A 13325-nucleotide genomic window follows, 5' to 3' on the forward strand; every position below is an offset into this window, starting at 1 on the left:
CCGCGCCTGGAAGGCGGCGCCTTTCTCAATATTGGGTTTATGCCGCTTCGGAGGCCATCATCTGGACGGCCGAATCTATGTCTACCGCAACGATACGCGAAACCCCTTGCTCTTGCATGGTTACGCCGATCAATTGCTTTGCCATCTGCATCGCGATCTTGTTGTGCGAGATGAAGAGGAACTGCGTCTGCTCGCTCATGTTGGCGACCAGGTTCGCGTAACGTTCGGTGTTGGCGTCGTCCAGCGGCGCGTCCACCTCGTCCAGCAGGCAGAACGGCGCAGGGTTCAGCTTGAACAGCGCGAACACCAGCGCAGTCGCGGTCAGCGCCTTTTCGCCGCCCGACAGCAGATGGATCGTGCTGTTGCGCTTGCCCGGCGGCTGGGCCATCACCTGCACGCCGGCATCGAGGATTTCCTCGCCCGTCATGCTGAGCTTGGCTTCGCCCCCACCAAAAAGCTTGGGGAAGAGCTCGCCGAAGTGACCGTTGACGATGTTGAACGTCTCTTGGAGCAGTTCGCGCGTCTCGCGGTCGATCTTGCGGATGGCGTCTTCGAGCGTCTCGATGGCGGTCATCAGGTCGGCGTGCTGGGAATCGAGGAAGCCCTTGCGTTCGCGCGAGGTGTTCAGTTCGTCGAGCGCCGCCAGGTTGACCGAACCCAGCGCTTCGATCTGGCGCGAGATGCGGCCGACTTCCTGTTGCAGCCAGTTTGCGCGGCGCCATTCGTCGGGCTGGTTGGCCAGGAACTGAGCGAGTTCCTCGCGGTCGACTTCGCGTGCATTGAGCTGTTCGGTGAACTGCTCTTCGGCCAGGCGCGCGGCCTGCTCCTGCAGTTGCAGTTCCATGATGCGCGCGCGGCGCGGCTCCAGGGTCTGCTCCTGTTGCTGGCGGTCTTCGTCGGCGCCGCGCAGCAGCGCGGCCAGATTTTCGAGTTCCTGGCGGGCGCGCGACAGCGCTTCCTCGCGTTCGGCGCGCGCTTCCAGGGCGTCTTGCAGGCCGGCCTGCGACGCGGATGCGTCCAGCTCGGTCAGGTCGCCCATCAGTTGTTCAAGTTCCACCGCGCCGCGCTGGCTCTGGTCGGCGGCCAGTTGCTGGTTGCGTTGCAGGTCGGTGATGCGCACCTGGATGCCGCGTTCAGCGAATTCCGCTTCCTGGGCGGCGCGTTCGAGTTCGCGCAGGCGGGTGCGGGCCGCCTCGGCTTGCGCCGCCAGCGTCTCGCCATCCATTTCAGCGTCGGCAAACTTGGATTGATGCTCGGCCAGCTCTTCGTCCAACGCCTCGAAGCGGGCCTCGGCCTCTTCGCGGGTGGCTCGCAGGTCTTCCTCGTGCGCCTTGATTTCTTCCAGGTCCTGGCGCAGACGCGAGGCGCGCTCGCCGGACTGTTCCGCCTGCTGCTGCAGCCGCGAGTGTTCCAGCTGAATGTCGTGCACGCGGCGCGTGACTTCGGCCACGCGGGTGCGTGCCGGAGAGATGGCCTGTGACACCTGCTGCCACGCCGCTTCCGCGCGGGCGACCGCGGCGCGCGCCTGGTCGGCGATCAGTTGCTGGGCCTTGATTTCGCGCTGCAGGTTTTCGATTTCCTGCTGGCGGGCCAGCAGCCCGGCCTGTTCGGAATCGGGCGCGTAGAAACGCACGCTGTGCGCGTCGATCAGGTGGCCGGCCTTGACCACGCAGGCGGCCCCGGCGGGCAGGGTCGCGCGCAAGGCCAGGGCCTGGGTCAGGTCATTGGCCGTATAGACGCCGGCGAGCCATTCGTTGAGCAGCGTGCGCAGATCGGGATCGGTGATGCGCAGCAGGCTGGCCAGCGGCGTGAACCCGGCAGGCGCCGTCGGCGCGGGCGCCGCGACGGGCAATTGGTAGAACGCCAGCCGCGCGGGCGGTGCGTCGTCGGCAAAGGCGCGCGCCCAATCCAGGTTGCGCACTTCCATCGACGCCATGCGTTCGCGCAGCGCCGATTCCAGGGCGGTTTCCCAGCCCGGCTCGACGTGCAGCTTTTGCCACAGGCGCGACAGCCCGGCCAGTTCGTGCTTGGCCAGCCACGGTTCCAGCGCGCCCTGCTTCTGCACGTCGTCCTGCAGCTTCACCAGTGCGGACAAGCGGGCTTCCAGGCGGGCCAGGTTCTGGGCTTCGGTCTGGGCGGCGCCCTGGGCGCGGCTGCGCTCGGCGTCGGCTTCGGGCACACGGCCTTCCAGGGTGGCCAGTTCTTCCTGGGCGGCTTCGAGCTGGTCTTCGCCCGCGGCGCGGTCGCCGGCCAACTGTTCCAGGCGTTCGGGGTCGGGGCTGTGCAGTTCGCGCAGTTCCTGCTGGAGGCGCTCGCGGCGCTGGTCCAGGGTCTGCATCTGGCGGTCGGCGTCGCGCTGCGTCTGCGCGACCAGCGCCAGGTTCTGCTCGACGCGGGCGAGCGCCGCGCGCATCTCGTCGCGGCCGGCGGCGGCTTCGCGCACGCGCTGCTCGACCGAGGGCAGGCCGGCCTGCGCGTCTTCCGCAGTGGAGCGCGCCTCTTCGGTGCGGGCGGCGGCGGCGGCCAGGTCGTCTTCGGCCTGGGCGATCTGTTCGGTGCAGTGCTCGCGCTGGCTGGTCCATTCCGCGATCTGCTGCTGGAGCTGGTCGCGGCGCGCCTGAAGGCGGTTGCGGGAATCGACCACGTGCCGGATCTCGGCTTCCAGGCGGCTGACCTGGGCATTGGCCTCGTACAGGGCGCCCTGGGCGGTGTGGACGGCATCGCTGGCGGCGTAATGGGCCTGGCGCCGGGATTCCAGCGCGGCCTCGCCGGCGCGCAGTCCGGCAATGGCGGCTTCCAGTTCGTTCTGAGCCTGCGCCATCTCCTGCGTCTTCTTGGCGCGCTCTTCGCGCGCCCCGGTTTCCTTCAGGAACCACAGCGAATGCTGCTTCTTTTCGCCGTCAGCCTGAAGCTCGCGGTAGCGCGTGGCCACTTCGGCCTGGGCTTCCAGCTTTTCAAGCTGGCTGTTCAGTTCGCGCAGGATGTCTTCAACGCGGGTCAGGTTCTCGCGCGTGTCGGACAGGCGGTTTTCGGTCTCGCGGCGGCGTTCCTTGTAGCGCGACACGCCAGCCGCCTCTTCCAGGAAGACGCGCAGTTCTTCGGGGCGGGCTTCGATCAGGCGGTTGATCATGCCCTGCCCGATGATGGCGTAGCCACGAGCGCCCAGGCCGGTGCCCAGGAAGATGTCGTGGATGTCGCGGCGGCGGACCTGCTGGTTGTTGACGAAATAGCTGCTGGTGCCATCCCGGGTCAGGACCCGGCGCACCGCGATTTCGGCGTAGGTGCTCCACTGGCCGGCGGCCCGCCCCTCGCTGTTGTCGAACACCATTTCGACCGAGGCCCGGGCGGCCGGCTTGCGGTTGCCCGATCCGTTGAAAATGACGTCCTGCATGGACTCGCCGCGCAGTTCAGACGCCTTGGCCTCGCCCAGCACCCAGCGCACGGCGTCGATGATGTTCGACTTTCCGCAGCCATTGGGCCCCACCACGCCGACCAGCTGGCTGGGCACGGGGATGACGGTGGGATCGACGAAGGACTTGAAGCCGGCGAGTTTGAGCTGAGTAAGGCGCACAGTACGATGACGACGGGGTGGGTTGAACGAAAGGCGTTAACGGACCTGCCGCACAGATTGCAAACCGGCCCAAGAAGGGCCGGCTCTCATATGGGTCGTATGATACCGCAGGCGGTCTTTACCCAGACGTTGGGGCCGGACAACCCGCGGGCAAACGCGCAATGGCTGGCCGCAACGCTCCGGCTATACTCCCTGACACTTTTTGGCACGACACATAATTTTCACGCGGACTGGCCAGGCTCTGGCCGAAGAACGGGGACATTCTTGAAACGTGGTTTCTATCTGGTCATGGCGGCGCAGGCCTTCTCGTCATTGGCGGACAACGCGTTGTTCATCGCAGCGATCGCCTTGATTCAGGAGTTGCACGGCCCTGACTGGCTGGCGCCCATGATGAAGTGGTCGTTTGCCTTGGCCTATGTCGTGCTGGCCGCGTTCGTCGGCGCCATCGCGGACTCCTACCCCAAGGGCCGCGTGATGTTCTCCACCAATGCCCTGAAGGTCGCGGGCTGTCTGCTGATGTTCTCGTACGCCAGCATTGGCGTCGCCCCTGAATACCAGACGTGGCTGGTCTGCGCCGCCTACGGCGTGGTGGGCATCGGCGCCGCCGCCTACTCCCCGGCCAAGTACGGCATCGTGACGGAAATGCTGCCGCCGACCATGCTGGTCAAGGGCAATAGCTGGATCGAGGGCCTGACCGTCTTCTCCATCATCCTGGGCACGGTCCTGGGCGGCCTCCTGATTTCCTCGTCGGTGTCCACCGCCCTGCTCAGCCACTCCTTCATCGGCAGCCTGGTCCACACGCCGGCCGAGGCCGCGATCCTGGTCATCGCCTTCGTGTACCTGCTGGCTGCGCTGTGCAACCTGTTGATTCCCCGCACGCACGTGCGCTATCCGCCGCAGCAGAAGAACCCCGTTCGCCTCGTCCGCACGTTCTGGGGCTACGTCTGCGTGCTGTGGAAGGACAAGCTGGGCCAGATTTCCCTCGCTGTCACCACGCTCTTCTGGGGCGCCGGCGCCACGCTGCAGCTGATCGTCATCGAATGGGGCCGCAGCCATCTGGGTTACCAGCTCGACAAGGCGTCGATGCTGATGGGCGTGGCCGCGCTGGGCACGGTGGTGGGGTCGATCCTGGCCGGGCGCATTCCGCTGCGCCGCGCGCTCGCCGTGCTGCCGGTCGGCGCCATGATGGGTCTCGTCGTGCTGCTGATGCCGCTGGTCTACCAGCCCTGGAGCGTCTATCTTCTCCTGCTGCTGACGGGCGGCCTGGCCGGTTTCTTCGTGGTGCCCATGAACGCCCTGCTCCAGCACCGGGGCCACGTGCTCCTGTCGGCCGGCCATTCGATCGCCGTGCAGAACTTCAACGAACAGCTCAACATCCTGCTCATGGTGGCGATGTACACGCTGCTGCTGTGGCTGGAACTGCCGATCAACGTGATCATCGTCATCTTCGGCACCGTGGTGGCCGTGCTGATGGTGGTGTTCATGCGCTGGAGCAAGCGCAACATGCAGGCCAACCCCGACCTGCATGACCAGATCGGCCAGGAAGGCCACGGCCGCGCGCTGGATTCGACGCACTAGGACAAACGCGCCAAGTGCTTGATGCAGCAATGAAAAACCGGGCACTTGCCCGGTTTTTCTTTGACCCCTGCGCCCTATAGCTCGCGGGCGGCCAGCTTCAGGTCCTGCCAGGCGCGCGCCTTCTCGGACGGGCTGCGCAGCAGGTAGGCGGGGTGGTAGCTCACGATGACCGGGATCTGCACGCCTTCGTCCGTCTTCAGATGATGGACGCGGCCACGCAGGTTGCCGATGGTGGCGTCGGTGCCCAGCAGCGTCTGCGCCGCGAACCGGCCCAGCACCAGGATGCGCTCGGGTTTCAGCAACGCAATCTGCCGCATCAGGTACGGGCTGCAGGCCGCGATTTCCTCGGGCTTGGGATTGCGGTTGCCCGGGGGACGGCACTTGATGACATTGGTGATGAAAACATCGCGCTCGCGGCTCATGCCCACCGCTGCCAGCATGGCGTCCAGCAACTGGCCGGACCGTCCCACGAAAGGCTGGCCCTGGCGGTCTTCCTGTTCGCCCGGCGCTTCGCCCACGACGAGCCAGCGGGTGGGCTGGGCGCCCTGCCCGACCACCGCGTGACGGCGCCCCTTGCACAGGCCGCACGCGGCGCACGCCACGACCTGCGCCGCCAACTGCTCCAGATTGGCATCCTTGACGGCCTCGGCCACCGGAATGGGCGGCGGCGCCTCTTCCTGGACCTCGACCTTCGGCGCGGGACGCGGCGGGGGGCCGGTGCGGTTCAGGATCGAAGCCGGAATAGCCGATGCGCGGCCAGAAGCCGGCTCTGCCGGGGCAGTGCGCGCAACGGCGGGCGCGGCGACCGGCGCGGCGTCGGCCACCGGAGCAGCTGTCGGGGCATCGAGCCGCGCTTCGACGGGAGTCGGCGCAACAATGGGGGAATGTGGTGCGGTACTCGGACCGCCAGGAGACGCGGCAGCCGGCGTCTGGCCGGGAGTGGCTCCAGACGCCACGGAACCCGCCTTGGCCACCGGCACGGCAGGCGGCGTGCGCAGCCATAGCCGCTCCATGCCAAGCTCGCGCAACCAGATGCGCTGCAACGGGTTGATGCGGGGCGGCGCCGGGCGCGGCGCGGCGTCCATCGGGCTCATGCCGGTGCTCCGTCGGGTTCGCCGAAGCGTTTCTGCATGACGATGGCGTCCTCGCGACCGCCCTTCTCGGCTGGGTAGTAGGCCCGGCGCATGCCGATCTGCAGATAGCCGTGGCCCTTATAGAAACTGATGGCGGACGTGTTGGACGGCCGCACTTCCAGGAGCAGGCCTTCGAGGCCGCGTTCGCGCGCCTGCTGCTCGCACCAGTCGAGCATCACGCCGCCCAGTCCCTGCCGATGCAGGTCTTGGGCCACCGCGATCACCAGCAGATGCGCCACGTCCGGCGCAAACATCAGAATGCAGAATCCCGCCAGCTTGCCCTCCCGCCGCAACGTCCAGGCGCCATAGCCCGACGCCAGCGCGTCCGCGAAGTTTCCGCGGGTCCAGGGAAAGGCCTGCACTTGCGCCTCCAGCGCCACGACCTCGTCCAGATCGGCATCCGTCATGGGCTGCGGGACCGGCGCGGCAAGCGACGGCTGCGCCTTGGGATTGCCGCCCTCGCCGCGCAGGCGCTCGGCGGTGGTGAAGGCCACCTTGTCGCGCACATAGAGCGGCGCCGCCAGCTCGGGCGCCAGCGTTTCGCCGCGCAGCCAGCCCTGGCGGGCAAGCCGCGCCACGCTGGCGGCCTGGGGCCGCTGGGCTTCGGTGGCCCGGCGCCATTCGGCGGGCGCGGCCATGTCGGCGGCATAGGCTTCCCAGGCATCGCCAGCCAGTAGCGGCGTCAGCGGCTGTCCGGCGCGGGCCGACCAGTTGGGCAGATGGTGCGCCGTCCAGGGCACGACCTCGGCGGCGGCAATCAGCATCGGAGCTTGAAGCGTTTCCCAGACAGATTCCTCGCCCGCGGCGTCGCCGCGGCGGTAGACTGCCAGATAGACCTCGTTCATGCGGGCGTCTAGGGCCACGACGACAGCGTCGGCCGGGGTGCCATCGACGTCGGCTGCCACGGCCTGGTGCGAAACAATAGGCAACACCGGGATCCCAAGCCCCAGGGCCATTCCCTGGGCGACGCCGCATGCCACGCGCAGCCCGGTGAAGCCGCCGGGCCCCTGCCCGAACGCCACGGCATGCAACCCGGACGGCGTGATGCCCGCCTCGGCGAGCAGCGCATCGGCCATAGGCAGTAGGCGCTCGGCGTGTTCCTGGGATCCTTCGTGTTCGCGGACGCTGATCTCCAGACGGCCGTCGACCGCCCGTAAAAGGGCCACGCCACAACGTGACGACGAAGTTTCCAGTGCCAGCAGGTTTAGTTCCATAGATGCAGATTGTACGAAATAAGCCGCTGTTACCCCCGTGTGTAAGGGGGATTTCAACCAGGGATCGCAATGTGTAATATCTTGTGAACGCCCTCTAGCCCCCGGTTCTTGTCACTGTTACATTTCCGGCCATGAATACGCAAAACACCACCCCCACCCGAAAAATCCTCGTCGTTGACGACGATCCGCGCTTGCGCGATCTGCTTCGCCGGTACTTGTCCGAACAGGGTTTCAACGTTTTCGTTGCCGAAGACGCGAAAGAGATGGGCAAACTCTGGCAACGAGAGCATTTTGACCTGCTCGTGCTGGACCTGATGCTGCCCGGCGAAGATGGTTTGTCCATCTGCCGCCGGCTGCGCGGTGGCCACGACAATACCCCCATCATCATGCTCACGGCCAAGGCGGAAGAAATCGACCGCATCGTCGGCCTTGAGATGGGCGCGGACGATTACCTGTCCAAGCCGTTCAATCCCCGCGAACTGCTGGCGCGCATCAATGCGATTCTGCGCCGCCGCGGCACCGAGGAACACCCCGGCGCGCCCAGCCAGGAAAACGAGTCCATCGCCTTCGGCCCCTACGTGCTGAATCTGTCCACCCGCACGCTCACGCGCAACGGCGAACAGGTGCCCATCACCACGGGTGAATTTTCGGTGCTCAAGGTCTTTGCGCGCCATCCGAAGATTCCCCTGTCGCGCGACAAGCTCATGGAACTGGCCCGCGGCCGCGAATACGAAGCCTTCGATCGCAGCCTCGACGTCCAGATCTCGCGTCTGCGCAAGCTGATCGAGCCGAACCCGTCCAAGCCCGTATTCATCCAGACCGTCTGGGGTCTGGGGTACGTGTTCGTTCCGGACGGTGGTAGCTGATCGGCTGGCCCGCCCGGTGCAGGAGCGCAGCGTCGTGCCGCGCTTGCGCAGAACATTCAGGAACCTGACATCCCGTTTGCGGCTCGGCTTGTTCGGCCGCACGTTCCTTTTGCTCGCCGCGCTGATGCTGGTCAGCCTGGGCGCGTGGCTTCAAGTATTTTTCAGCATGGAGCTGGGACCGCGCGCCAATCAAATGGCGCAGCGGGTGATCACGGCCGTCAATATCACGCGCACCGCGCTGATCTATTCGCATAACGGCGAACGCAGCAAGCTCCTCCTGGACCTGGCCACCAACGAAGGCATCCAGGTCTATCCGCGCGAGGTCACCGACTTCGCCGAAGCCCTCCCCGACGACGACTACTGGCAGCGTGTGGCGCAGCATATCCGCACGCGCTTCGGCCCGGAAACGCAGATTGCCTGGGGCGTGAACCAGGTACCTGGCTTCTGGGTCAGTTTCCAGATAGAAAAAGATCTGTACTGGCTGGTGTTCGAGCGTGAGCAGATCGGTCTTACAGGCGGAATCGAGTGGCTGGGCTGGGGCGCCACGGCGCTATTGCTGTCATTGGTCGGCGCGGCGGTCAGCGTGGGCTTCGTCAACCGGCCGCTGTCCAGGTTGGCGCGGGCTGCCCAGGTGCTGTCGCGCGGTGAAACGCCCGCGGCCCTGCCCGAACAAGGCCCACTGGAGATCCGCGACCTGAACGCGTCGTTCAACCGCATGGCCAAGGACTTGCGCCAGGCCGAGGCCGACCGCGAGCTCATGCTGGCGGGCATCTCACATGACCTGCGCACGCCACTTGCCCGGATGCGTCTGGAAATCGAGTTGAGCGGCGTGTCGGAAGACGCGCGGCAGGCCATCGACGAAGACCTGGGCCAGATCGACCACAGTATCGGGCAGCTCATGGAGTACGCCCGTCCCGCCGGCACCCTACCGCAGCTCGCCACCGACATTTCCGCCGTGCTGGCCGAACTGTACGAACGCGAACGCAGCCACACCGCCTCGCTGGGCGGCGAGCTGGACGCGGCGCTGGAACCTGGCCTGCGCGCCCGCATCACCGCGCTGGATCTGAAGCGTATCGTCAGCAACCTGATCGAGAACGCGCGCCGCTACGGCCGCTCACCCGATGACGGCATGGCGCACCTGAACATGACACTGCAGGCCGAAGGCAGCATGATCGTCATCGAGGTATCCGATCGCGGCCCCGGCATCGCGCCGGAAGACGTGGATCGCCTGCTTCGCCCGTTCTCCCGCGGCGAGGCGGCGCGCACCGGCGTCAGCGGCGCGGGACTGGGTCTGGCCATCGTCGAACGCCTGCTCAAACACGTCGGCGGGTCGCTCCGAATGCTGCCCCGAGAGGGCGGCGGACTGACCGCGAGGATAGAGCTGCCCAAAGCCAAGTTTAGGAATTATCAATTAGACAACGATAATCCATAGCGTAGAATTTATGGTTTTGAGGCTTGGCCTCATCTCCACCCAACAACTACGGGAGTAAACATGAAAACTGTTGGCGACAAACTCGAACCCTTCAAGGTCACCGGCGTCAAGCCCGGCTTCAATCAGCACGAAGAAAACGGCGTGTCGGCGTTCGAAGACATCACCGAAAGCTCGTTCCCCGGCAAGTGGAAGGTGATCTACTTCTACCCGAAAGACTTCACGTTTGTGTGCCCGACCGAAATCGTCGGCTTCAACAAGCTGGCCAAGGATTTCGAAGACCGCGACGCCGTCCTGCTGGGCGGTTCGACCGACAACGAATTCGTCAAGCTGGCCTGGCGCCGTGAGCACCCGGACCTGAACAAGCTGGGTCACTACCAATTCGGCGACACCACCGGCGCCCTGATCGACCAACTGGGCGTGCGTGAAAAGGGTGCTGGCGTTGCGCTGCGCGCCACCTTCATCGTTGACCCGGACAACACGATCCAGCACGTTTCGGTGAACAACCTGAACGTCGGCCGTAACCCGGAAGAAGTTCTGCGTCTGCTCGACGGTCTGCAAACCGACGAACTGTGCCCGTGCAACCGTACGGTTGGCGGCGCCACGCTGTAATTTCCAGCCCGGTCCGGACCCTGCCCTGCAGGGGCCCGCGCCGGGCTTTAACTGCGCTAGATTATAGGTAAAAACTATGGAATTTCTTACGACCATTAAGGAACAGCTGCCGGATTGGGCCAAGGACATCCGCCTGAATCTGGACGCCGTGATCGCCCGCTCGACGCTGGCTCCCGAAGACGCCGTGGGCGCCGCCCTGTCCGCCGCCTATGCCGCGCGCAGCCCGGTGCTGGTTGAAGCCTTCAAGAGCGGCCTGTCCGAAGGCGACGCGAACGCCGCCCTGACCGCTTCCGCCCTCATGGGCATGAACAACACCTGGTATCCCTACGTGGAGATGACCGGCGACGCCCAGCTCAAAAGCCTGCCGGCCCAGCTGCGCATGAATGCCTACGCCACCCATGGCGGCGTGGACAAGAAGCGCTTCGAGCTGTTCGCCCTGGTGGCCTCCATCATCGGCAAGTGCCACTTCTGCGTGGCCTCGCATTATGAAAACCTGAAGAACGACGGCCTGTCGACCGAACAGCTGCGCGATGCCGGCCGTATCGCCGCCGTCGTCAACGCCGCCGCGCTGGCGCTGGCCGCGCAAGGCAAGTAAGCGATTCGCCGACCGCAAAAAAGCCCGCCTGCATCATGCAGGCGGGCTTTTGTTTTGGCGGCGACGTTGCGTCGTTTCCGATGACGCGGTTCTGGCCGGCGCCGGGCACGTTGCCGCTGCCCGGCGAGTCACCGCCGGATTACTTGCCCGCGGCGGGTTTCACCGGCGCAGTGGGCAGGCCGTTGGCGGTCCAGGCCTCCATGCCGCCGCGATACCAGTAGGCGCGCCAGCCGAGCGACCCGGCGCGCAACGCGCCGTTGTAGGCCGAGCGGTCATTCATGCCCGCGCCCATGAACACGATGGGCGCGTTGCGCTGCCCGCCGGTCTTCTTCTTCAGCCAGTCGTCCAGCGCGCCTTGCAGATGGTCCGCGACGCTGCCGTCCGACCCGGCATCGGGCAGCGGATAGGCGATGGGCAGCGTGTCCCGCCCCGCGCTGGTGTCGATGATCAGGATGTTCTTCTCGTTATTGATCAGCTTGACCAGGTCGGCCGTGGTGATGACATCGGCGCGTGTGTGCTTGACAGGCGTCGGGCCCCGGTAGGGGGACGAGAACAGCAGGCTGGTCGGCGGCACGCCGAAGTCCTTCAGTTCATCGAAGGCGCCGGCGGGCAGCGCGGGCATGCCCTGCCCCGCCGAGGAGGCTTGCCGCGGCGCCGTCTGCGCCCCGCCACCCTTGTTGGCGACGACCTCGCCACCGACCGTGCCCATTTCAATGTCGGAAATCATCACCGCGATGTTCTCGATCAGCTCGTAGCACATCGTGATCGAGCCCTCGCGCGGGTTGTACCAGGCGTTCAACTGGCCGCAATCCTTGAACGTCACATTGATCGGCCGCGGCAGGACGTAGGTGTTGCCCAGATCCTTGACGCTGTTGGCGACAGCGTTGGAAAGGGCCGTCGCGAACAGGTTGCCGATCTTGCGCTTGGAGGGTTCCAGCACCACGTTGACCGGCGCGCCGGGCGCGTTGGCCGGTTGCTGGCCGTCCGGCGTCCAGGTGCCCACGCGGGTATGGGGCGCCAACAGGTGGCGCCAGGCCCGGTTCTGCTTGTTGAATTCGTCGGTGCAACGCGACTTGGTCCGGTCCTCGAAACCGACGTGCTTGACCACGTTCTCGAAGACGGCGGGATTGCCGCCATACATGATGCAGAGCATGTTGCGGAAGCGTTTCAGGTCGCCGGTGTGCTCGTCCTGCCAGGCCGAGTTCGTCGACGCGCCCCGCTTTTCCGCCAGCATGCCGCTGTAGTACCACTGCAGGGCCGCATACGTGGCGGCCTCGCGGGCCATGACGTTCACGTCCTCGTTGTCGGACGGGTAGATGGTGGGCTCGACGATCCGCAAGGCCGAATACATGTCGACCGCGTCTTCTTCCGCACCCGTCGACGGCAGTTCCAGCTCGCCGATCAGGGCGTGCCCGAACTCGTGCAGGAAGATGCTGCGCATGATGCCGATGTAGACCGCGACGATGCGCAAGGTGTCCCCGCCGAAACGGGGATATGGGCCGGCGCCGGCCAGCGCCGGGCTGTTGTCGGCGGGGGCTTGGGCGGGGGGCGACGCGGCCGACGGCACGCGCGGCGCGCCGGCACTACCCTGTCCGGCACTACCCTGTCCGGCACTACCCCGTCCGGCGCTGCCCTGTCCGGCGGTCCCTTGCGCTCCTACCCCGACCGGCTTGCCGGCCACGTCCGAGACGATCATGAAATCTGCAATGCCGAACGTGCCTTCGTCATAGGCCATGATGCCGATCTCGCTGCCCAGCGCGGCCTCGTCCTCGATATCGCCGATCTTCTGGCCATTGACCAGGAAACGCGCGGCGCCCGGCACCTCTACCACCCGGATGCGGTCGGTGCCGTCCAGCTTGGCGACGTTGGGAACGGACGCGATATCGCGGCGTTTCTGGCCTTCCAGACAGAACAGCAAAATGTTGCGGTCCGCCCGGATCTCCAGCAGGCACAGGCCCTTGCGCGCGTTGTTGTTCAGCGCAATGCCGATGGACGCCTTGGGACTCTTCGAGTTGACCATCACGTTGACGTCGGTGATGCGTCCGCTTTCCGGGGCGGGTCCCGGGTTGATGTAGAACGTCTGCTCGCCGCCCGGGACATCGCTGTTGCGCAGGGTGAACCAGCCGTCCTGCTCGCCGACATGCCAGCCTTGCAAAAGCTGCTGCTTGACCGTGCCGGCCAGTGGACCGAGCTGCTTCTCGTAGGCCGCGTGGGCGGAGGTAGCAAAAGCGGCCAGCACAAAAAGTAGCCCCGCGCCACGTAATCGCATCTGAGTGTCCCTGATTAGTCAGATTTCAAGTCGCGCAGCGTAAGTCAGAACAATGCGG

Annotated in this window: 9 protein-coding genes; 5 read left to right on the forward strand and 4 right to left on the reverse strand. The window is 65.9% G+C overall.

Features of this window, described 5'->3' with window-relative positions; genetic code table 11:
* Nucleotides 1-37 precede the first annotated feature (37 nt).
* Complete coding sequence (gene smc / locus HV681_RS10295) at nucleotides 38-3571, reverse strand: chromosome segregation protein SMC (protein WP_175122998.1); 3534 nt, start codon at nucleotides 3569-3571, stop codon at nucleotides 38-40.
* A 264-nt stretch (nucleotides 3572-3835) separates the two neighbouring features.
* Between smc and lplT the strand changes: the two genes are divergently transcribed.
* A complete protein-coding gene (lplT, locus tag HV681_RS10300) occupies nucleotides 3836-5149 on the forward strand; it encodes a lysophospholipid transporter LplT (protein ID WP_175122999.1) in 1314 nt (437 codons plus the stop codon).
* Between the two features lie 74 nt (nucleotides 5150-5223).
* On the opposite strand, the gene HV681_RS10305 is transcribed toward lplT, so the two are convergent.
* Together HV681_RS10305 and tsaB are read right to left on the reverse strand one after the other, a co-directional pair.
* Complete coding sequence (locus tag HV681_RS10305) at nucleotides 5224-6243, reverse strand: uracil-DNA glycosylase (protein WP_175123000.1); 1020 nt, start codon at nucleotides 6241-6243, stop codon at nucleotides 5224-5226.
* On the reverse strand, nucleotides 6240-7496 hold the full coding sequence (tsaB, locus tag HV681_RS10310; protein WP_175123001.1) for a tRNA (adenosine(37)-N6)-threonylcarbamoyltransferase complex dimerization subunit type 1 TsaB: 1257 nt from the start codon (nucleotides 7494-7496) through the stop codon (nucleotides 6240-6242). Before tsaB ends, HV681_RS10305 begins: the two co-directional genes overlap by 4 nt.
* 131 nt (nucleotides 7497-7627) lie before the next feature.
* Here tsaB and risA point away from each other — a divergent pair, with 131 nt between their 5' ends.
* The 4 genes from risA (at nucleotide 7628) to HV681_RS10330 (ending at nucleotide 10998) form a co-directional block, all read left to right on the forward strand.
* Nucleotides 7628-8362, forward strand: coding sequence for a response regulator transcription factor RisA (risA, locus tag HV681_RS10315; RefSeq protein ID WP_003813882.1), 735 nt, complete (start codon nucleotides 7628-7630; stop codon nucleotides 8360-8362).
* Between the two features lie 34 nt (nucleotides 8363-8396).
* Complete coding sequence (gene risS, locus HV681_RS10320) at nucleotides 8397-9794, forward strand: sensor histidine kinase RisS (protein WP_437340380.1); 1398 nt, start codon at nucleotides 8397-8399, stop codon at nucleotides 9792-9794.
* Between the two features lie 60 nt (nucleotides 9795-9854).
* Complete coding sequence (locus tag HV681_RS10325) at nucleotides 9855-10403, forward strand: peroxiredoxin (protein ID WP_006217982.1); 549 nt, start codon at nucleotides 9855-9857, stop codon at nucleotides 10401-10403.
* 76 nt (nucleotides 10404-10479) lie between these two features.
* Nucleotides 10480-10998, forward strand: a complete 519-nt coding sequence (locus tag HV681_RS10330) for a carboxymuconolactone decarboxylase family protein (protein WP_013392160.1) — start codon at nucleotides 10480-10482, stop codon at nucleotides 10996-10998.
* A gap of 139 nt (nucleotides 10999-11137) precedes the next feature.
* Here HV681_RS10330 and HV681_RS10335 read toward each other — a convergent pair whose 3' ends face one another.
* Entirely contained in the window at nucleotides 11138-13267 is a 2130-nt protein-coding gene (locus tag HV681_RS10335) for a DUF4344 domain-containing metallopeptidase (protein WP_175123002.1), read from the reverse strand.
* Between the last annotated feature and the right edge of the window lie 58 nt (nucleotides 13268-13325).

Source organism: Achromobacter animicus (assembly GCF_902859585.1).
GTDB lineage: Bacteria > Pseudomonadota > Gammaproteobacteria > Burkholderiales > Burkholderiaceae_B > Achromobacter > Achromobacter animicus.